This window comes from Brevundimonas poindexterae, assembly GCF_020524625.1.
GTDB lineage: Bacteria > Pseudomonadota > Alphaproteobacteria > Caulobacterales > Caulobacteraceae > Brevundimonas > Brevundimonas poindexterae_A.
Genome location: NZ_JAIVLL010000001.1, coordinates 310,104 through 330,033 on the forward strand (window position 1 = coordinate 310,104; position 19,930 = coordinate 330,033).

Below are 19,930 nucleotides of genomic sequence, written 5' to 3' on the forward strand. Positions count from 1 at the left end.
TCACACGCCTCACCACGCCCGAGGCTACCATGCGCGCGGCCTCACCGGGCCTTCATCGGCGCGACGGCCAGTACCGGCATATCGAGGGTGCGCCCGACCACTTCGGCAGTGGCGAAGTCGCGCCGCGAGAAGATCCGGACCAGACCCACGCACAGGGCGGTGAAGCCCGCGAACAGGATGACCAACGCCAGCAGCGGCAGCTTCAGGCTCTTGCCGGTCGTCGGCGCGACGGCCCGCTCGATGACGGTCACATTGTCGGCGCCGGCCTGAACCAGCGCACTGTCCGCGCGGCTCTGGGATGTTCGCTGCTGGAACTCGCGGATGTTGGCCGACAGCACCTCGCGCTCACTGGCCAAGGTGGCGTTCTGCGACTCGACCTGGATCAGGTCGGACTGGCGTGCCTTGATCTGTTCCAACTGCCTGTCGAGCGTGGCCAGCCGGGCCTGAAGCGAATCGCGATCAGCCTGAAGGTTGATGCGAGTGGTCTCGAGCTCGGTCCAGATGGGGTTCGGCCCGGTACGGACCTCCCTCACGCCGACACCGCCGCCCGAGGCGACATAGTTCTCCAGCTGGGCGATGCGCGCCTCGATGTCGCGCACCGGCTGTGAGTCCGGCAGGTAGCGCGCCAGCAGGGCCTCGCGCTCATTGCGGGCCTGCAGAATCTGGTCCTGGGCCGAGACGTTCAGGTCCTGCTGCAGAGCGATTTCCGGCGGCGTCTGCGCCAGCTGTGCCTCCAGCGTGCGGAGGCGCTGGTCGGTCTGGTTCAACTGGGCCTGGGTCGACAGGCGGTCCGCGTACACCGTCTGGTAGCTGGTCGCATATCCCGCCTTCGCGGCCGCGAAATCGCCAATGTCGTTGGACCGCAGGAAGGCCTGATACTCGGCATCGGCCCGGGCCAGATCGTCCTCGAACGCCTGTTGCTGGGCCAGATTGGCATCGGTGCTGCGGTCGGTGAACAGCTCGCGCCGGTAGGCCAGATAGGCATCCACGATGGCGTTCAGAACGGTGGCCGAGCGCTGGGCATTGCCGCTTTCATAGCCCACCGCGATGACCGGGCTGCCGGGTGACACCCCGATCTTCAGGCCACCCGCCAGTGCCTTCATGGCCTGAGCCTCCTGGGCCGCGCGACTGCCGCTGGCCTTGTCGCCCAGAATGGCGGCCGGGCCGAGCGTGCGCACGACCTGCTGCTTGACCTCCTGGCTGTCCAGGATGGCGGCTTCGGATTGGGTCACGGCATCTGCGTCGGGCGCCTGCCCGCGCTCCGTCAGACCTACGCGTGGCTGATAGACATATTCCTGACCGACGCCTGCGAAAATTCGGGCCTCGGCGGTGTAGGTCTTCTTCAGGGTCATGACCGCCACGGTGCCGAGCGCGACGATGACGAGGAACACCAGCAGCATCACGCCGATCTGGCGGATCAAAAGGCCGACTATGTCCGCCAGGTCGTACCGCGGTCGGGCGGAATATGTGGCGGCGGAACGCATACGGGCGGAGAATCCTGTCGAGAGGGTCAGCCGATCCTCAATGGGCGGCGTTAACCATCGGTTACCCACGTTCCCCGACAGTGCCTGTACCTGATCAGAATGAGTCGGAACGGGACGGAATGACGGTCGATCGCAGACACCTGCTGCTGCTGGGCGCGGCGCTCGGGCTTTCGGCCTGTGGCGGGAATGGCGGCCGCATGCCGCAACCGGGCTACGGGCGGGTCGCACCGGCGTCGGCCAGCAGCTTCCCCGACATTCCGTTTGCCGACTGGACCGACGCCGAGCCCGAGTACGTCCTTTATCCGGGGGATGAGATCGAGGTCGCCACGCCGACGGCGCCCGAGTTGACCCGGACCGTGCGCGTCGGGCCCGATGGCCGCGTGTCCCTGCCCCTCGTCGGGCAGGTGATGGCGGCGGACCGCACCCTGTTCGAACTGGAATCCGCGGTCAGCGACGCCCTGTCGAGCGAACTGGTCCGGCCGGTTGTCGAGGTGACCCTGAAGCAGGCCGGGCCGCTCAAGGTGTGGGTGGATGGAGAGGTTCGTACGCCGGGGGTCTATGACATGGCCGGCGACATCGATGCCTATCAGGCCATCATCCAGGCGGGCGGCTTCCTGCCGACCGCCAAGCCGACCCAGGTCGCCCTGATCCGGCGCGGGCCCGGCGGCACCCGGATGATGCGGGTGCTGGACCTCCGGCCCCGGCGCGGCGAGATCGTCGCCCTGCGGCGAGGCGACATCCTGTTCGTGCCGCGCTCCAACCTGGGCGAGCTGGCCAACTTCTTCACCCAGATCCGCAACGCCCTGCCCATCGGGTTCACCTACACGATCAACGGGCAGTACCAGCAGTTCTAGGCGGCGAGCGTGGCCGAGCCTGCGTCGATCCAGCGGCGCGCGGCCCGTTGGGCCTCGCTGATTTCCTCGCGGTCCATCTCCATCGACATCTCGCGCCGATAGTCGCGGGCCTCGATCGAGCCCTTCATGGCCGCCAGGTTGAAGATCATGTGGGCCGACACGCGGTCGAGGGGACAGCCCCCCTGCCCGGCCGAATACATCAGGCCCAGTTTGAACAGGGCGTCGCCGTCCATGTCCGGGGTGGGCAGCGGCAGGCCGCCCGGTTCAGCGTCGTGCGCCATTTCTTGCGCCGTCATCTCAGTCCCTCCAGCCGAGGCCATTCTGGCCCGCCGATGGTCCCGATAAAACCGGTCGCGATTGAAGTTAGCGTTAACAGCAGAGGGGCTCGCGACGACTTTTGTGTCACCAAGTCATGAACGCAAGTTGCTGTATTTACTGGGCGTCAATCGCTTGTTGAGGCCCGCTTTACGGTTGACGCCCAGTGTCAGGCCTTGCGGGCGCGCTGGCCGAACAGAAGCTTGCGTGCGTCTTCCGCGTCCTTGCCAGCGGCGCCCAGATTACCGCGCAGTTCGTCGCCCACGGCCCTCCCTGCCTTGACGGCCGGGCGGGCGCCGACCCGGTCCAGCCAGGCGGCGAGGTTGGGGAATTCGGCCAGGTCCTGTCCCTGATGGGTCGGCAGGATCCACGGCCATATAGCCATGTCGGCAATGGAATAGTCCCCGGCGACGAATTCACGGTCGGCCAAACGGCGATCCAGCACACCATAGAGACGATGGGTCTCGTCCGTATAGCGGCGCACACCATAGGCGATCTGGCGCTGGTCCTTGATCATGGCCGGCGCATATTGGCGGAAGTGATGGGTCTGACCTGCCATGGGGCCCAGACCGCCGACCTGCCAGAACAGCCACTGGTCGACCTCGACGCGCTTGCGCACATCCTCGGGATAGAACTGGCCCGATTTCAAAGCCAGGTACTGAAGGATCGCTCCGGACTCGAAGATCGAGAGCGGCTGGCCGTCGGGCCCGTCCGGATCGACGATGGCCGGCATCCGGCCGTTGGGGCTGATGGCCTGGAAGGCCGGCTCGAACTGCTCGCCCCGGCCGATGTTCACGGGCTTCAGCTCATAGGGCAGTCCCATCTCTTCGAGGGCGATGGACACCTTCCAGCCGTTCGGCGTGGGCCAGTACCAGAGTTCGATGGGTTGGGTCATGCGGGGCCTCCTGCGCCTTGGTCCTGCATCTGGGCACCGGGCTGGCCCGCCACAAGGGCTTCCTGACCAGAGCGTTCAGGCGGGGTTCATTTCCGGACCGACAGCCTGTCGGCCTCGCGGATCACCTGATCCACCGGCCCCCCAAACCGGAGCATGTACCATGAGGCATCTTTCCCGCGCGGCCATCGTCGCGCTCACCATGGCCACCCTGGCCGTTCCCGCCATCGCCGAAGCACAAAGCCGCCGCGACCGCGACGACCGCCGCGAGTGGCGGCAGGACCGACGGGAGGACCGGCGCGACTACCGCCGTGACCGACGCGATGACCGGCGTGACTGGCGCCGCGACCGGCGTGAGGACCGTCGTGACTGGCGCAACGAACGCCGGGATGACCGGCGGGACTATCGGGATCACCGACGCGCCGACCGCTGGGATCGCAACAACCGCGACTGGTGGCGCGGCCGGTCGGACTTCCGTGACTATCGCGGGCGCCGCAACGGCTACTGGTATGCGCCGGGCTACGGCTATTACCGGGTCGAGCCGCGCTACTACGGCTATCGCTGGCAACGCGGTTCACGGCTGCCGTCGACCTATCACCGCTATTATGTGCGGGATCCCTACTACTATGGACTGAGACCCGCGCCGCGCGGCTACCGCTGGGTCCATGCGGACAATGACATCCTGCTGGTGGCCCTGGCGACCGGCGTCATCGCGGACGTATTGCTGGACATCTGGTAGCCTCCAGCAAGCTCCGATCGACAAGCCCCGCGTGGACAACCGCGCGGGGTTTTGCGTTTCGGCGGGTCAGATTTCGTTCACATACGGTTCAGCCTGTTCCTGCCAAGCCTTGGCACAGATCATCGATCGTGATGACAGACAGGGGCGACAAGGACATCGAGATGAAACGTACCCTTTTGGTCTTCAGTGCCCTGACGGCGTTCGTGGCTCCGGCCATTGCGCCTGCGGTCGCCCAGGCCCAGCAGGCCGAGGCCCGTCAGGATCGCGGCGACCGCCGCAGCGAAGCACGCACCCAGCGCCGCGAACAGCGACGCGAGGACCGCCAGCAGCCGCAGACGCAACCTCCGCAACAGCCGCGGCAGGATCGGGGCGGCACACGTCAGGACCGCCGCGAAGACCGGCAGGACCGGCGAGAGGACCGTCGTGACGACCGGCAGGACCGGCGCCAGGATCGCCGCGAGGACCGGGGCGATCGCCGTCAGGATCGGGGCGAGAACCGGCAGGACCGCCGGGGTGACCGGGGCGAGAATCGTCAGGATCGGCGGGAGAACCGTCAGGACCGACGTGAGGATCGCCGCGACAACCGCCAGGATCGCCGTGAGGACCGCCAGGATCGCCGCGAGGACCGCCGCGAGTGGCGTCAGGACCGGCGCGAGGACCGCTACGAAAACCGTCGTGACCGGCGCGACTACCGGGAGTTCCGGCGCAGCTGGAGCCGCGACAACTGGCGGCGCGACTGGGACCGTCGTCACCGCTCGGATTGGTGGCGCAACCACCGCTCGTTCCGGGGCTATTCCGGCGTCCGTGTCGGCTTCTACTTCGCCCCGGACTACGGCTACTATTCGGTGCCGCGCCAGTACTGGGGCCGCCGCTGGAGCGAGGGCGACTATCTGCCGTCGATCTTCTGGCGCTACCAGCTGAATGACTATCGCACCTACGGGCTGGGCTTCCCGCCCCAGGGCACGCGCTGGGTCTACGTCGACAACCACATCTATCTGATCGACGAATATGACGGCTACATCATCGACGTCGTCTACGACTTCTGGCGCTGGTAGGCGTCAGGCCGCAATGACGAAGGGCCCGGAGAGCGATCTCCGGGCCCTTTTCCATGGCGCTCAAGCGGCGAGCAACTGCGTCGCGAGCGTCAGCGCATCAGGCAATACCCAGCTTGGCCTTCAGGATCTCGTTGACGGCAGCCGGGTTGGCCTTGCCGCCGGTGGCCTTCATGACCTGACCGACGAACCAGCCGATGGCCTGGGGCTTTTCGGCGACGGCGGCGGCCTTGTCGGAGTTGGCGGCGATGATCTCGTCCACCGCCTTCTCGATGGCGCCCGTGTCGGTGACCTGCTTCAGGCCATGCTTCTCCACCACCTCGGCGGGTGAGCCCTCACCGTTCCAGACGTGATCAAAGACCTCCTTGGCGATCTTGGAAGAGATGACGTTCGTCTCGATCAGTTCGACCAGTTCGGCGACATGGGCTGCAGGGACCGGGCTCTGGTCGAAGTCCAGGTCGTTCGCAGCGAGCCGCGCCGACAGCTCATTGGTGACCCAGTTGGCGACCAGCTTGGCATCGCGCCCCTTGGCGGCGGCCTCGAAATAGTCGGCCTTGGCCTGTTCCGAGATCAGCACAATGGCGTCGTATTGCGACAGGCCGTAGTCGGCCATCAGCCGCTTGCGCTTGGCGTCGGGCAGTTCCGGCAGGGAGGCCTTGATGCTGTCGATCCACGCCTGCTCGATTTCCAGCGGCAGCAGGTCCGGGTCGGGGAAGTAGCGATAGTCGTGCGCCTCTTCCTTGGAGCGCATCGAGCGGGTTTCGCCCTTCACCGGATCGAACAGCCGGGTTTCCTGGGTGATCGAGCCGCCGTCCTCGAGGATCTCGATCTGGCGACGAGCCTCATACTGGATCGCCTGAGAAATGAAGCGGAAGCTGTTGACGTTCTTGATCTCGCAGCGCGTGCCCAGATGGCTGAAGTCGCCCGTCGCCTTGAAGGCGTCATAGCCCCCGGCGCGGCATACCGAGACGTTGACGTCAGCGCGCAGGTTGCCCTTCTCCATGTCGCCGTCGCAGGTGCCCAGATAGATCAGGATGGTCCGGATTTTCTTGACGTAGGCGACCGCCTCTTCGGGCGTGCGCAGGTCCGGACGCGAGACGATCTCCATCAGGGCGGTGCCCGACCGGTTCAGGTCGACATAGCTCTCGGTCGGCGACAGGTCGTGGATCAGCTTGCCGGCGTCCTGTTCCAGGTGCAGGCGCTCGATACCGACGTTGAAGAAGCTGCCGTCCTCGGCCTCGACCTCGACCACGCCCTCACCGACGATCGGGTGATACAGCTGGCTGATCTGATAGCCGGTCGGCAGGTCGGGATAGAAATAGTTCTTGCGGTCGAACTGGCTGAATTTATTGATCTTGGCATTCAGACCCAGGCCGGTGCGCACCGCCTGTTCCACGCAGAATTTGTTCAGCGTCGGCAGCATGCCGGGAAAGCCCGCATCGACCAGCGACACCTGTTCGTTCGGGCCGGCGCCAAAGCCGACAGCCGCCCCCGAGAACAGCTTGGCCTTCGACGCCACCTGGGCGTGGATCTCCAGCCCCATGACGATTTCCCAGTCGCCGGTACGGCCCCGGATGGTTTTGGTAGTGGTCGCGGTGTCAGTCATGCCCTGCTTCTAGGTCGGCGCCGTTATCCGGGGAAGTCATTTCAGGCGTTTTACGGCGGAACAGGCGTAAGAAAAACAGGCTGAGCACGGCGCCAATGGCCACGCAGACCAGCCCGATGAACACAAGCACGACTCCGGAAATCCGGACGTCGAGAGGGCCGGCAGGCATGTAGAGCAGCGACTGGGCATTTTGCGGATCAACGACCATCCAGATGCCGAGTGCGGTCCAGACCAACCCTATCGCGGCCATCAGAACACCTGCGACCGCGACGATGCCCAGTGGAACGAACACCAGAAGCAGGCGCCGCAGAGTCGGGATCGCGCCAGGACCACCGAGCGCGCGCCTGTTCAGGCGGAGGCGCCAGACCAGCACCGCCATCGCCAGAACAGAGCCGAGAATCATCCCCCAGTTCAGCTGGTGCCGCCCCTGGGCGTCGTCCCCGGCCACACCGACGAACAGAACCAGCAGACATAGAGGAAGCGTCAGGCCGTAAACGACCATGGCGAACCGTCGAAAGAGCTTTACGACCCTTTGCTTCATCCCTCTTTCCTACTGGGCAGACGAAAGAACGGGAAGGCATGCGGACGCTTGGTCTTGAGCCCGTCACGAAATCGGGGTTCTCTGGCCGGATCGAAACCGGGAGGAGCCCCCCATGTCCAGAATTCTTGCCGCCGCTGCCATCGCTGCCCTGTCGACGGGTGTCCTCACCGCGCCGGCCCTTGCCCTGACCGCCACGCCGGTGATCGTCGCCGTTGCCGACCATCCGACCATCGACAGCCCGATCAAGGACCTGCTGGCTGATCCGGCGACCGCTGCCATCCTCGACAAGCACCTGCCGGGCATCGCCGACCACCCGGCCCGTCCCCAGTTCGAAGGCATGACGCTTGCTGAGGTGATGCCCTACTCCGAAGGCGCCATCACCCAGGACATCATCGACGCCATCGACGCAGACATCAAAGCGCTGGAAGAGTAGGCCATCTGCTTAGCGGCTCAGGTCAAAGCCCAGGCGCTGGGCCGCATCCCGCTCCGAGACGTCCTTGCCGAAAATCAGCGGGCCGACGACCTTTGCCACTGCAAAGTCGTAGATCCATTTGTAGTGGCGGAAATTGTATTCGATCGTGCGGGGCCGCCTACCCGGTAGCGTCTTGAACTGTTTGTAAGCACGATGGATTTCTGTGCCGCACGGATCGTCAGAGAACTGGTGCGCCAGTGCTCCGAACAGTATGCGATCCGCGGTCCAGATGCCTTTGCCAAAATCGCTCGCCTCGTAGCGTTCAATGTCGACCGGTATAAGCTCGGCGAACCGAAGTCTCGCCCGCGCCTCATCCACGGGCAGGCGGGACGGAGCATTCAACAGGACTATGTCTGCCGCGATGGGGAGCGCGTCGTTCGGGCGTAGCAGATCGATCCGATTCCACCACATGATCCGGTTATGGACGAGATTCATGCCCCAAACGGCATGGCGGCACAGAAACCCGAGCATGAAGTCGCTGTGCCAGGCCTCGGGATCGGCCAGATCAAACCGGCGTGAGGCCGAAGCGGCCATATCGAACGTGAACCGCGACGCCACCTCGCCGTCCCGGAAATAGAGCGCGCGTTTTCTAGTGTCGACTACCACCACCGCTCCGGCCGCGCGGTGAAGCCGGCCGACTGCTCCAGCACGTCGGCGACCTGGAAGACGGTCGCCTCGTCCAGGGCCTTGCCGATGACCTGAAGGCCGAGGGGGAGGCCACCGCTGTCGACACCGGCGGGCACCGAAATACCCGGCAGACCCGCAAGGTTGGCGGTCACGGTGAAAATGTCGTTCAGATACATCTGGATCGGGTCGATTTCCTTGTCGCCCAAGGCAAAGGCGGCCGAGGGCGTCGAGGGGGTAAGGATGGCGTCCACCTTGTCCCAGACCGCGTCGAAGTCCTGGGCGATGCGGCGGCGAACCTTGAGCGCGCGGACGTAATAGGCGTCATAGAATCCCGCCGACAGCACATAGGCACCGATGGTCAGGCGACGCTGGACCTCGGTTCCGAAGCCTTCGGCACGGCTGGTTTCGTAGAGATCGGTCAGCGATTTCGCGTCGCTCGCGCGATGGCCGAAGCGCATGCCGTCATAGCGGGCGAGGTTCGACGAGGCTTCGGCCGGGGCGATGATGTAATAGGCCGGCAGGGCATATTTGGTGTGCGGCAGGCTGATCTCGACGATCTCGGCGCCCGCGGCCTTCAGCCACTCGACGCCCTTCTCCCACAGCGCCTGGATCTCGGTCGGCATGCCGTCGACGACATATTCCTTCGGCACGCCGATGCGCAGGCCCTTCACACCCTTGCCGAGACTGGCGGTCCAGTCAGGGGTGTCGATGTCAAGGCTGGTGGAGTCCTTCGGGTCGAAGGAGCACATGGACCGCAAAAGGATGGCCGCGTCCTCGACCGTCTTGGTGATCGGCCCGGCCTGATCCAGCGAGGAGGCGAAGGCGACCATGCCGAAGCGGCTGGCGCGGCCATAGGTCGGCTTGATGCCGACCGTGCCGGTAAAGGCGGCGGGCTGGCGGATCGAGCCGCCGGTGTCGGAGGCCGTCGCGGCCAGGCACAGGTCACCCGCAACCGCCGAGGCCGAGCCGCCCGAGCTACCACCCGGCGTCAGCTCGGCGTTCGAGGCCTTTGATTTCCAGGGATTCCGGACCGGACCAAAGGCCGAGGTCTCGTTCGACGAGCCCATGGCGAACTCGTCCATGTTGAGCTTGCCCAGCATGACCGCGCCATCGGCCCACAGATTGGCCGTGACGGTCGATTCATAGGGCGGGACGAAGCCCTTCAGCATGTTCGAGCCGGCGGTCGTCTGGACGCCGTCGGTGCAGAACAGGTCCTTGATGCCGAGCGGGGCGCCTTCCAGTGCCCCACCCTCGCCCTTCGCCAGACGCGCGTCGGACGCGCGGGCCATGTCGAGCGCCTTGTCGGTCGTCTGCACGACATAGGCGTTGAGAGCCGGGTTGGCGGCTTCGATAGTCGTCACGAAGGCACGGGTGATCTCTTCCGACGAGAAATCGCGGGCCTTGAGGCCGTCCAGCGCGGCCTTGAGGGTCAGTTTCGTCAGGTCGCTCATCTATTCGACCACCTTGGGCACGACGAAGAAGCCATCAGCCGACTTCGGCGCATTCGAGAGCACGTCCGCGACCTTGTCACCGTCGGTCACGACGTCGTCGCGCAGACGCAGGGGCTGGGCCACGTTCGACGTCATGGGCTCGACGCCCTCGACGTCGACCTCGTTCAGCTGCTCGATCCAGTCCAGAATGCCGCTCAGCTCGCGGGCCAGCGGCTCCAGCCGCTCCTCGGGGGTCTTGATACGGGCGAGATGCGCCACCTTGCGCACCGTCGCGGCGTCGATCGCCATTCCGGCCTCTCCACAGCAGGGGTGAACGGGCACACGGCCCGAACGGCGGGATTAGCGGCACGGGGCCGGATTCACAAGGCGGGCACTAGCGCGCCGGGGTGACGGTCACCGTCTCGGGCACCGCGCCGTCCGGGCCGGGCGCGAAGCTCAGGATGACAGCGGTCTGGCGGCTGCCGATCTCGCTGGTCCCCTGATCCATCACGCTCTCGTTGAGCATCAGCTCGACGCGACCGGCCGATACCGCCTGGATCTGGTACTCGAGATAGTCACCGATGCGGAAGACGCGCCAGCCTTCGGCGGGGCTTTGGAAGAAGGCGATGTAGGTATAGAGGCCGTTCATGGCCGGGTCGCCGCCGGCGGTACCGAACATCTTGGCGGTCAGATCGCCCTGATCCGGCAGATAGTCGAGCGCCACCACCGCAGCGGCAGTCTGCAGGGCATCATCGGTCTCGGGCTGCAGGACCACGGCCTGACCCGCCTCCACCAGGCTGCCGTCGGGGGCGGGCGTCGGCGTCGACGCGGGGGGTGCCGTCGGTCGCTCCACGGGACCGGGATTGTTGAAGCCCTCCCATGCGGCTGACAGGCGATCACAGCCCGCAGTCCCGGCCAGGAGCAGCCCGCAGGCGCCGACGATCACGATCCGCTTCATATCCAACCTCCCGTTTCCCGCGGCCAGCTTCGGCTTTGACAGCCCTGGCAGCAAGCCCTATCGCCTGCCACGTGTCCGTGGTTCCCCTGTCCGAGCTTGCCGCCTCATGCCCGCCGGGGACGCCCTGGCTGGGGCTGGATCTCGGCAGCAAGACGATCGGAGTCGCCGCCTCGGACGCGACGCGCATGATCGCCTCTCCTTTTCAGGTCATCCGACGGACCAAGTTTACGGAGGACGCCCACCAGCTGTTCCGGCTGATGGAGGCGCGCGGCGCCACGGCACTGGTGATCGGCCTGCCGCTCAACATGGATGGCACCGAGGGACCGAGGGCCCAGTCCAGCCGCGCCTTCGCCCGCAATCTGGACCGGCTGCGTGACATTCCGGTCGCCTTCTGGGACGAGCGTCTGTCGACCTCGGCGGTCGAACGGTTTCTGGTCGAGGATCTGGATATGAGCCGGGCCCGCCGGGGCGCCGTGGTTGACCGCAATGCGGCGGCCTGGATCCTTCAGGGTGCGCTCGACAGTCTGCGGCCCTGATCGCGGTTCGCGCTTTCGTTTTGGCCCGCATCGGCCTATAGCCGCCCGTCGATGGCCCGACCCGACACAGACCTTCTGACCGTCATCCAGGACCGGCTGAGGCCGTTCCCCCGGGACCATTTCCTGTCCGTCACCGATCTGAACGCCCAGACCGCACGCGATGTGCTGGAACTGGCCGACGGCTTCGTCGAGCTCAACCAGGGCACGGCCAAGTCGCTAGACCTGATGGCGGGCCGGACGGTGGTGAACCTGTTTTTTGAGAACTCCACCCGCACCAGCGCCTCGTTCGAGATCGCGGCGCGCCGGCTGGGGGCCGATGTCGTGAGCCTGAGCCCGCGGTCGTCGTCGGTCGCCAAGGGCGAGACCCTGATCGACACGGCCGCTACCCTGAATGCGATGAAGCCGGACGTGCTGGTCGTGCGCCACTCGGCCTCGGGTGCCGCCGACCTGCTGTCGCAGAAGGTGGGCTGCGCCGTGGTCAATGCGGGCGACGGGCGGCACGAGCACCCCACCCAGGCGCTGCTGGACCTTCTTACGCTCAAGCGGGAGTTCGGCGATGTGGGGGGGCTGACGGTCGCCATCTGTGGCGACGTGGCCCACAGCCGCGTCGCGCGCTCGAACGTGGCCCTGCTGTCGATGATGGGGGCGCGCGTGCGGCTGGTGGGGCCGCCGACCCTGGTGCCTGGCGATGCAGACCGCTGGGGCTGCGAGGTCTACCATGACATGCGCAAGGGCCTGGAAGGCTGCGACGTGGTCATGATGCTGCGCCTTCAGCTGGAGCGGATGCAGGGCGCGCTGGTCCCGTCGACGCGGGAATACTACCGCTTCTGGGGGCTGGACCGGGAAAAGCTGCGTGTGGCCGCGCCGGGTGTGCGGGTCATGCACCCCGGCCCCATGAACCGCGGCGTCGAGATCGACTCGGATATCGCCGACGATCCGGACATCTCGCTGATCCAGACCCAGGTCGAGATGGGCGTGTCCGCGCGCATGGCCGTGCTGGCCAGCCTGTCACGCCGACGCGAGGAGGCCCGACTGTGAGCGCCCCCTTCTGGATCATAAACGCCCGCCTGCTCGACCCCGCCACCGACTATGACGGTCAGGGCGCCCTGCACATTGCCGACGGCCGCATCACCGCTGTGCACAAGGGCGCGGGCTTCGTGCCCACCGACGGCGACGAGGTTGTCGACGCCGGGGGCCTCTGCCTGTCGCCCGGCCTGATCGATATCCGGGTCAAGACGGGCGAGCCGGGCGCCGAGCCCAAGGAAACGCTCAAGTCCGCCGCCCTGTCGGCCGCAGCCGGGGGTGTGACGACCCTGGTCATCCAGCCAGACACGGCGCCTGCGGTCGACGACCCCGCCATGGTCGACTTCATCCAGCGCCGGGGCGCCGCCCTGGGTCTGGTGAATATCCTCGCGGCCGGCGCCGCGACCCAGGGCTGTGACGGCAAGCTGATGGCCGAGATCGGCCTGATGCAGGAAGCAGGCGCTCTCTATTTCACCGACGTGGACCGCGTGATCCCCGACAGCCGCACCCTGATGCGGGTCATGAGCTATGCCGCCGCGTTCAATGCCCTGATCGCCTGCCGGCCCCATGATCCGTGGCTGGCGGAAGGGGCCGTGGCGACCTCCGGCGAACTGGCCACCCGGCTGGGCCTCTCGTCTGTTCCGGCCATCGCCGAGCGCATGCAGCTGGAGCGCGACCTGGCGCTTGTCGAGCAGACCGGTGCGCGCTTCCTGGTCGACCAGATCTCGACGGCGGGCGCGCTGGAGACCCTGGACCGGGCGCGCCAGCGGGGGCTGGAGGTCGCGGCCAGTGCCTCGATCAACCACCTGCGCTTTAACGAGGTGGATATCGGGGACTATCGGACCTTCTACCGGCTGGACCCGCCGCTGCGGGACGAGAGCGACCGTCTGGCCCTGATCGAGGCCGTGCGGGATGGCCGGATCGATGTGATCACCTCGGCCCACGCCCCGGCGCCGGCCGAGGACAAGCGCCGCCCGTTCGCCGAGGCCGTGCCGGGGGCAGTCGGCCTGCAGACCCTGCTGCCCGCAGCGCTCGGGCTGCACCACGAGGACGGCCTCGATCTTCTGGACGTGCTGCGCCCCCTCACCTGCGGCCCTGCCGAGCTGCTGGGACTGTCCGCCGGACGGCTGGCCGAGGACGCGCCCGCGGACCTGATCCTGTTCGATCCGGCGGCCCCCGTAGTCATCGATGCATCGACCCTCAGGTCCAAGTCCAAGAACTCGCCGTTCGACAACCGGCGGCTGCAAGGCCGGGTCGAGCGGACCTGGGTCGCCGGGCGCTCGATCTTCACCGCCTGACTTGCGGCAAGGCCCGCCAGCCTCCATCGTCGGGCCGGGGACTGAAGGAGACCGAATCAGGTGCAGGATCTGGCCGGAATCGCGGTGACGACGCTGCTCGGAGCGGCGCTGGCGGGCTATCTGCTGGGTTCAATCCCGTTCGGCGTCCTGTTGACCCGGGCCGCCGGCGCCGGCGATGTCCGAAAGATCGGATCGGGCAATATCGGCGCCACCAATGTGCTGCGCACGGGCCGCAAGGACCTGGCCTTCGCCACCCTCATCCTCGATGCCGGCAAGGGCGCCGCCGCCCTCCTGATTGCGCGCGCCGTGACCGGCAGCGACGTCGTGGCGGCTATCGCGGGCGGCGCCGCCTTCCTCGGCCACCTCTATCCCGTGTGGCTGGGCTTCAAGGGCGGCAAGGGAGTGGCGACCTTCTTCGGCCTGATGCTGGCCGCCGCCTGGCCGCTGGGACTGGTCGCGGCGGCCGTGTGGCTGCTGACGGCGGCGGTGTTCCGCATCTCGTCCCTGTCCGCCCTCGTGGCGACCGTGTTGACCCCGATCCTCGCGCTGATGCCGATTGCGACGCTCGGCCCGCCTGCGCCCGACAGCGTCTTCCTGCTGGCTCTGTTCGCCATGACCCTGATCTGGCTCCGCCATTTCGACAACATCATCCGGCTGATCCGGGGCAAGGAACCCCGTATCGGAGCCCGGCCCGCGGGATGACGGTGGACGCCGCCGAGCGGATCGCGCGGCTGCAACTGGCCCGCAGCGAGCGGATCGGCCCGGTCACCTTCGCCCAGCTGCTGGCGCGCTATGGCACGGCCGCCGCCGCGCTGGATGCCCTGCCCGGCGTGATCCGCAAGGCGGGGGGAGCGGCCTACACCGCTGCCAGGATTGAGGACGTCCAGTCCGAGGTCGCGCGAGGCGAGGCTCTGGGCGCGCGGCTGCTGGTGATCGGCGAGCAGGATTATCCCCCTGCCCTCGCCGCGGTCGATCCGGCTCCGCCCGTCCTCTGGATCAGGGGCAAGGTCGAGCTGCTCTCGCGGGACTCCATTGCCATCGTGGGGGCCCGGATCGCCTCGGCCGGTGGCCAGAGGATCGCGCGGGGACTGGCGTCCCAGCTCGGTGAAACCGGCATGAGCGTCGTGTCGGGCCTGGCCCGGGGCATCGACGCCGCGGCGCACTGGGGCGCCGTTCCGACCGGCACGGTGGCGGTGCTGGGCGGCGGAGTCGACGACGTCTATCCCTCCGACAACCGCGAGCTCTACGACCGGCTGGTCGACGAAGGCTGTATCGTGTCGGAGAGCCCGCCCGGCACGCGGGCCCAGGCGCGCGACTTCCCCCGCCGCAACCGCATCATCTCGGGCCTGTCCCAGGGCGTGATTGTGGTCGAGGCGGAAATCCGCTCCGGTTCGCTGATCACGGCGCGGCTGGCTGCGGAACAGGGCCGCGAGGTCTTTGCCGTCCCGGGCTCGCCCCTCGATCCCCGGTCCCGGGGGCCAAACTCGCTGATCCGGGATGGTGCGACCCTGTGCGAACGGGTCGAGGACGTGCTCGAGGCCCTCGGGACCCGGGTCGCGCGCCGGGTCCGGCCCGAGCCCCCACCGACCGTCGCCCTGCCCGATGAGGTCGACAGCGAAACCCTGAGCCGCGTCGAGGCCCTGCTCTCGCCGACGCCGACGCCGCGCGACGACCTGGCGCGGTCTCTGACCCTGCCTGTCGCCGTGGTGTCCGGCGCCCTTCTGGAGCTCAGTCTGGTCGGTCGGGCCCGGCTGTTGCCCGGAGGATTGGCTTCGCGCTGAGCCCTACTTGCGTGGCGCGCTGGCCAGCAGGGCAGCCTGCTCCAGGGCGGTTGCCAGGGACTCGTCGTCCCGGCACTCCGCCCGGGCCAGCACAGCCAGCTCCCGTGCCATCGACCCGATATATTCCCGGAAGGGGGGCTCGGTCGGAGCCGCTCGGTTCAAGGGATGACTGTCGGCGTTTTCCATCTGGGGTCTCACCTGCGAGTGAACGACCTCTACCTTAAGGCGTGTTCATTACAAATATCAACCTTGTCGCGTTTTGCGGACCGATGATTGACACGCGGCAAGAGGCGACCCACGTTCCCCCGCCCTCACTGCCCCCGCTCCCCCGGGGCCGGTCTTCCCCGAAAGGCGCCACGCCCGAATGAACCTCGTCATTGTCGAAAGCCCGGCCAAGGCCAAGACCATCAACAAGTATCTCGGCTCTGACTTTGAGGTTCTGGCCTCCTACGGCCACGTCCGCGACCTGCCTTCAAAGGACGGCTCGGTCCGCCCGGACGAGGACTTCGCCATGTCATGGGAAGTCGATGCACGCGGGGCCAAGCGGCTGTCCGAGATCGCCGAGGCCGCCAAACGGGCCGACCGCGTCATTCTGGCGACCGACCCCGACCGCGAGGGCGAGGCCATCAGCTGGCACGTCCTGGAGGTGCTCCAGAAGAAGAAGGCGCTGAAGGACACCGAGGTCGAGCGCGTCACCTTCAACGCCATCACCAAATCGGCGGTGCTCGAGGCCATGGCCAATCCGCGCCAGCTGGATATGGAACTGGTCGAAGCCTATCTGGCGCGGCGCGCCCTCGACTATCTGGTGGGCTTCACCCTGTCGCCCGTGCTGTGGCGCAAGCTGCCCGGCGCCCGCTCGGCAGGCCGGGTCCAGTCGGTCGCCCTGCGCATCGTCGTCGATCGCGAGATGGAGATCGAGCGGTTCCAGCCGCAGGAATACTGGTCCATCGAGGCGGACCTGACCGCCGACAGCCCGCCCTTCACCACCCGACTGGTGAAGCACGCCGGCAAACGGGTCCAGCGCCTGGACATCAAGGATGAGGCGACGGCCAGCGCCGCGCGCGCCGCGATCCAGTCGGGCCAGTTCACGATCACCTCGATCGAGAAGAAGCCGGTCCGGCGCAATCCCTCCCCGCCCTTCACCACCTCGACCCTGCAGCAGGAAGCCGCGCGCAAGCTCGGCTTCACCGCCCAGCGCACCATGCAGGCCGCACAAAAGCTGTACGAGGGTGTCGACGACCAGGGCGGCCTGATCACCTATATGCGGACCGACGGTGTCTATGTGACCCCGGAAGGCATCGCCCAGGCGCGCGAGGTCATCGGCGAGCGGTTCGGTCCCGCCTACGTCCCGTCCGAGCCCCGCTACTACAAGGTCAAGGCCAAGAACGCCCAGGAGGCCCACGAGGCGATCCGGCCGACCAATATCGCCCGCCACCCCGACTCGGTGCGGCTCGATGACGACCTGCGCCGCCTGTACGAGCTGATCTGGAAGCGGATGGTCGCCAGCCAGATGGAAGCCGCGCGCATGGACCGCACGACGGTCGATATCGAGACGCCGGACGGCCAGACCGGCCTTCGCGCCACGGGCCAGGTCGTCACCTTCGACGGCTTCATCGCGGCCTATGAAGAGGGGCGCGACGACAAGCCCCGCGCCGGATCGGACGACGACGAGGACGACACCACCCGCCTGCCGGCCCTGAAGGAAGGCGCCAAGGCCAAGGTGGAGGCAGTGCGCACCGACCAGCACTTCACCGAACCGCCGCCCCGCTATTCCGAGGCGACCCTGGTCAAGAAGCTGGAGGAACTGGGGATCGGTCGTCCGTCGACCTATGCCTCGATCCTGACCACCCTGCGGGATCGCCAGTACGTCCGGATGGAGAAGAACCGCTTCTATCCCGAGGACAACGGCCGGCTGGTCACCGCCTTCCTTGAGCAGTTCTTCGGGCAGTGGGTCGAGTATGACTTCACTGCGGCGCTCGAGAACGACCTCGACGAGGTCTCCGACGGGCAGATGGACTGGAAGACCCTGCTGCGGACCTTCTGGAGCCAGCTGAAGCCGGCGACCGCCGCCGTGCTGGACCGTCAGGGCGTGATCGATGAACTGGACGCGGCCATCGGCCCCTTCCTGTTCCCCGACAAGGGGGACGGGACGGACCCGCGCCTGTGCCCGCTGTGCAAGTCCGGCCGTCTGCACCTGAAGGCCAGCTTCAAGATGAAGTCGTCCTTCATCGGCTGCTCGAACTATCCCGAATGCCGCTACACGCGCGGCTTCGGTGCGGGCGCCAATGCGGAAGGCGGCGCCGAGGGCGGCGACCGGGAGCTGGGCGTTGATCCGGACACCGGACAGCCGGTGGCCCTGAAGATCGGCCGGTTCGGCCCCTATGTGGAGACCACGCCGCCGGACGCCGACAAGCCCAAACGCTCGTCCCTGCCCAAGGGCTGGAGTCCCGCCAGCCTGACGCTGGAACAGGCGCTGCGTCTCCTGTCCCTGCCGCGAGAGGTCGGGCCGCACCCCGAGGACGGCAAGCCCATCAGCGCGGGTCTGGGCCGCTACGGGCCGTTCGTCCTGCACAATGGCGTTTATGCCAATCTGCCGGATATCGAGGAAGTGTTTGAGGTGGGCCTGAACCGCGCCGTCTCCCTGCTGGCCGAGAAGAAGGCCTCGCGGGGCGCGCGGGGAGCCGCGGCGCCGCTCAAGGAGCTGGGCAACCATCCCGAAAGCGGCGATCCCGTTCAGGTCATGGCCGGCCGTTTCGGCCCCTATGTGAAGTGCGGCAAGATCAATGCGACCCTGCCCAAGGGCACCGAACCCGAGAACCTGACGCTGGAAGCGGCGCTTGAACTGGTCGCCGCCAAGGCCGCCGCCGGGGGCAAGAAGCCCGCGGCCAAAAAGGCTCCGGCCAAAAAGGCAGCTCCGAAGAAAGCGACCGCTAAAAAGGCCGCTCCCAAGAAGGCTGCCGCCAAGCCCAGGGCCGCGAAGGACTAGACGGATTTCAGCCGGTCGGGCGCCAGCCCGGCCAGCACCGCCGGTATTCGATCAGGGAGGTCCTCGGAGATCAGTCCGGGGCCGAAGCGGCGCGCGGCCTCACCATGGATCCATGCGGCGGCTGAGGCGGCGGCGAAGCTGTCCATGCGCTGGGCCGCCAGCCCGCCGATCAGCCCCGCCAGGACGTCGCCGGAGCCTGCCGTCGCCAGCCAGGGCGTGCCGGTCGGATTGATGCAGATGCGGCCGTCGGGCGCGGCAATGACCGTCTCCGGGCCTTTCAGCAAGACCACGGCATCCGCCCGCTCGGCCGCGCGCGGTGCCGCCTCGACCGACGCCAGATCAGCCAGGTCCGGAAACAGCCTCGCGAACTCGCCCCTGTGGGGGGTAAGCACGTCGTCGCGATCCAGCAGCGAGAACAAGGCCTCGGCCCGCCCTTCGAAGACGCTCAGCGCGTCGGCGTCGACCACCAGGACCGCGCCCGTTCCGGCCAGGGCATGCAGATTGTCGATGGTCTCTTCATCCAGCCCGGCGGCGGGGCCGATGACGATGGCGTCCATCTGCCGGGCGCGCGTGGCCAGATCATCGGCTCCGTCAAACGGCTCCAGCATGACCGCCTCCAGCGCGGCTGCGAGGACAGGGACTGCGGGCGGCGGCGCCATGACCTTCACCAGTCCGGCCCCGATCCTCAGGCCCGCGCGGGCCGCCAGCCGCGCCGCGCCGGTGCTGTGCAGGCCACCCGACACAACGGCCAGACGCCCTCGCGCGTGCTTGTGCGTGTCGTCGTCGGGCCAGGGAAATTGGTCGAGCCAGTCGGGCCGGTCGGCGGGGGCGGTCATGGCGACTCCGTTCACGGATGGTGATAATTGTCGAAAGGCCCTTGCCTTATGGTGCAATGCAATGTCCCATTGCGATCCGAGTGCATGGACCAATTCCGGGTCGCCTCGGGGACGCTATGAAAAAGATCGAAGCCGTCATCAAGCCGTTCAAGCTGGATGAAGTCAAAGAGGCGCTGCAGGACGTGGGCGTCCAGGGCATGACCGTGCTCGAGGCCAAGGGCTATGGCCGGCAAAAGGGCCACTCCGAGCTGTACCGGGGCGCGGAATACGTCATCGACTTCCTGCCCAAGATCAAGATCGAGGTGGTCGTCAGCGACGATCTGGCCCCCGCCGTGATTGAGGCCATCCAGACATCCGCCCGCACAGGCAAGATCGGCGACGGAAAGATCTTCGTATCCGACATCCAGGACGTCATCCGCATCCGCACGGGCGAAACCGGCGCCCAGGCGGTCTGAACCTTCACCGGCCGTCCCGCAAGGGATGGCACTCCTGCCCTCCTC

Annotated in this window: 21 protein-coding genes; 11 read left to right on the forward strand and 10 right to left on the reverse strand. The window is 67.2% G+C overall.

What is annotated here, in order from left to right; all coding sequences use genetic code 11:
• Nucleotides 1-41: 41 nt before the first annotated feature.
• A complete protein-coding gene (locus LC068_RS01605; RefSeq protein ID WP_226633972.1) occupies nucleotides 42-1,484 on the reverse strand; it encodes a GumC family protein in 1,443 nt (480 codons plus the stop codon).
• A gap of 119 nt (nucleotides 1,485-1,603) precedes the next feature.
• On the opposite strand from LC068_RS01605, the gene LC068_RS01610 reads away from it, so the two are divergent.
• On the forward strand, nucleotides 1,604-2,338 hold the full coding sequence (locus tag LC068_RS01610) for a polysaccharide biosynthesis/export family protein (RefSeq protein ID WP_226633974.1): 735 nt from the start codon (nucleotides 1,604-1,606) through the stop codon (nucleotides 2,336-2,338).
• On the opposite strand, the gene LC068_RS01615 is transcribed toward LC068_RS01610, so the two are convergent.
• On the reverse strand, nucleotides 2,335-2,634 hold the full coding sequence (locus LC068_RS01615; protein ID WP_226633976.1) for a sel1 repeat family protein: 300 nt from the start codon (nucleotides 2,632-2,634) through the stop codon (nucleotides 2,335-2,337). The genes LC068_RS01610 and LC068_RS01615 overlap by 4 nt on opposite strands.
• Nucleotides 2,635-2,822: 188 nt before the next feature.
• Nucleotides 2,823-3,548, reverse strand: coding sequence for a glutathione S-transferase N-terminal domain-containing protein (locus tag LC068_RS01620; protein ID WP_226633979.1), 726 nt, complete (start codon nucleotides 3,546-3,548; stop codon nucleotides 2,823-2,825).
• Between the two features lie 160 nt (nucleotides 3,549-3,708).
• On the opposite strand from LC068_RS01620, the gene LC068_RS01625 reads away from it, so the two are divergent.
• Together LC068_RS01625 and LC068_RS13770 are read left to right on the forward strand one after the other, a co-directional pair.
• On the forward strand, nucleotides 3,709-4,284 hold the full coding sequence (locus LC068_RS01625) for an RcnB family protein (protein ID WP_226633981.1): 576 nt from the start codon (nucleotides 3,709-3,711) through the stop codon (nucleotides 4,282-4,284).
• Between the two features lie 161 nt (nucleotides 4,285-4,445).
• Nucleotides 4,446-5,339, forward strand: a complete 894-nt coding sequence (locus tag LC068_RS13770) for an RcnB family protein (RefSeq protein ID WP_264182092.1) — start codon at nucleotides 4,446-4,448, stop codon at nucleotides 5,337-5,339.
• A 97-nt stretch (nucleotides 5,340-5,436) separates the two neighbouring features.
• Here LC068_RS13770 and gatB read toward each other — a convergent pair whose 3' ends face one another.
• Both gatB and LC068_RS01640 read right to left on the reverse strand, forming a co-directional pair.
• Complete coding sequence (gatB, locus tag LC068_RS01635; RefSeq protein WP_226633983.1) at nucleotides 5,437-6,942, reverse strand: Asp-tRNA(Asn)/Glu-tRNA(Gln) amidotransferase subunit GatB; 1,506 nt, start codon at nucleotides 6,940-6,942, stop codon at nucleotides 5,437-5,439.
• The gene (locus LC068_RS01640) at nucleotides 6,935-7,483 is read right to left on the reverse strand and encodes a hypothetical protein (protein ID WP_226633985.1); all 549 of its coding nucleotides are present in this window, start codon (nucleotides 7,481-7,483) and stop codon (nucleotides 6,935-6,937) included. The genes gatB and LC068_RS01640 overlap by 8 nt, the downstream gene beginning before the upstream one ends.
• Before the next feature lie 112 nt (nucleotides 7,484-7,595).
• Between LC068_RS01640 and LC068_RS01645 the strand changes: the two genes are divergently transcribed.
• Nucleotides 7,596-7,916 (forward strand): hypothetical protein, encoded by a 321-nt coding sequence (locus tag LC068_RS01645; RefSeq protein ID WP_226633987.1) that lies wholly within the window; start codon nucleotides 7,596-7,598, stop codon nucleotides 7,914-7,916.
• Nucleotides 7,917-7,925: 9 nt separating this feature from the next.
• On the opposite strand, the gene LC068_RS01650 is transcribed toward LC068_RS01645, so the two are convergent.
• From LC068_RS01650 to LC068_RS01665, 4 genes are all read right to left on the reverse strand, one after another.
• Nucleotides 7,926-8,561: a hypothetical protein gene (locus tag LC068_RS01650; protein WP_226633989.1), complete on the reverse strand. Its 636-nt coding sequence runs from the start codon at nucleotides 8,559-8,561 to the stop codon at nucleotides 7,926-7,928.
• Entirely contained in the window at nucleotides 8,555-10,033 is a 1,479-nt protein-coding gene (gene gatA, locus LC068_RS01655) for an Asp-tRNA(Asn)/Glu-tRNA(Gln) amidotransferase subunit GatA (RefSeq protein ID WP_226633991.1), read from the reverse strand. Before gatA ends, LC068_RS01650 begins: the two co-directional genes overlap by 7 nt.
• The gene (gatC, locus tag LC068_RS01660) at nucleotides 10,034-10,321 is read right to left on the reverse strand and encodes an Asp-tRNA(Asn)/Glu-tRNA(Gln) amidotransferase subunit GatC (RefSeq protein ID WP_209117594.1); all 288 of its coding nucleotides are present in this window, start codon (nucleotides 10,319-10,321) and stop codon (nucleotides 10,034-10,036) included. It abuts the gene before it with no gap.
• Nucleotides 10,322-10,406: 85 nt separating this feature from the next.
• Complete coding sequence (locus tag LC068_RS01665) at nucleotides 10,407-10,970, reverse strand: hypothetical protein (RefSeq protein WP_226633993.1); 564 nt, start codon at nucleotides 10,968-10,970, stop codon at nucleotides 10,407-10,409.
• A gap of 71 nt (nucleotides 10,971-11,041) precedes the next feature.
• Here LC068_RS01665 and ruvX point away from each other — a divergent pair, with 71 nt between their 5' ends.
• The 6 genes from ruvX to topA all read left to right on the forward strand — a co-directional run bounded on the left by ruvX (nucleotide 11,042) and on the right by topA (nucleotide 18,594).
• Nucleotides 11,042-11,506, forward strand: coding sequence for a Holliday junction resolvase RuvX (gene ruvX, locus LC068_RS01670; protein ID WP_226633995.1), 465 nt, complete (start codon nucleotides 11,042-11,044; stop codon nucleotides 11,504-11,506).
• A gap of 51 nt (nucleotides 11,507-11,557) precedes the next feature.
• Nucleotides 11,558-12,544: an aspartate carbamoyltransferase catalytic subunit gene (locus LC068_RS01675; RefSeq protein WP_226633998.1), complete on the forward strand. Its 987-nt coding sequence runs from the start codon at nucleotides 11,558-11,560 to the stop codon at nucleotides 12,542-12,544.
• Nucleotides 12,541-13,827 (forward strand): dihydroorotase, encoded by a 1,287-nt coding sequence (gene pyrC / locus LC068_RS01680; protein WP_226634000.1) that lies wholly within the window; start codon nucleotides 12,541-12,543, stop codon nucleotides 13,825-13,827. The genes LC068_RS01675 and pyrC overlap by 4 nt, the downstream gene beginning before the upstream one ends.
• A 60-nt stretch (nucleotides 13,828-13,887) precedes the next feature.
• Nucleotides 13,888-14,529: a glycerol-3-phosphate 1-O-acyltransferase PlsY gene (gene plsY, locus LC068_RS01685; protein WP_226634002.1), complete on the forward strand. Its 642-nt coding sequence runs from the start codon at nucleotides 13,888-13,890 to the stop codon at nucleotides 14,527-14,529.
• A complete protein-coding gene (dprA, locus tag LC068_RS01690; protein ID WP_226634004.1) occupies nucleotides 14,526-15,608 on the forward strand; it encodes a DNA-processing protein DprA in 1,083 nt (360 codons plus the stop codon). The genes plsY and dprA overlap by 4 nt, the downstream gene beginning before the upstream one ends.
• 364 nt (nucleotides 15,609-15,972) lie before the next feature.
• Entirely contained in the window at nucleotides 15,973-18,594 is a 2,622-nt protein-coding gene (gene topA / locus LC068_RS01695) for a type I DNA topoisomerase (protein ID WP_226634006.1), read from the forward strand.
• Here topA and LC068_RS01700 read toward each other — a convergent pair.
• On the reverse strand, nucleotides 18,591-19,430 hold the full coding sequence (locus LC068_RS01700; RefSeq protein ID WP_226634008.1) for an NAD(P)H-hydrate dehydratase: 840 nt from the start codon (nucleotides 19,428-19,430) through the stop codon (nucleotides 18,591-18,593). The genes topA and LC068_RS01700 overlap by 4 nt on opposite strands.
• A 116-nt stretch (nucleotides 19,431-19,546) precedes the next feature.
• On the opposite strand from LC068_RS01700, the gene LC068_RS01705 reads away from it, so the two are divergent.
• A complete protein-coding gene (locus LC068_RS01705; RefSeq protein WP_209117575.1) occupies nucleotides 19,547-19,885 on the forward strand; it encodes a P-II family nitrogen regulator in 339 nt (112 codons plus the stop codon).
• Nucleotides 19,886-19,930 lie beyond the last annotated feature (45 nt).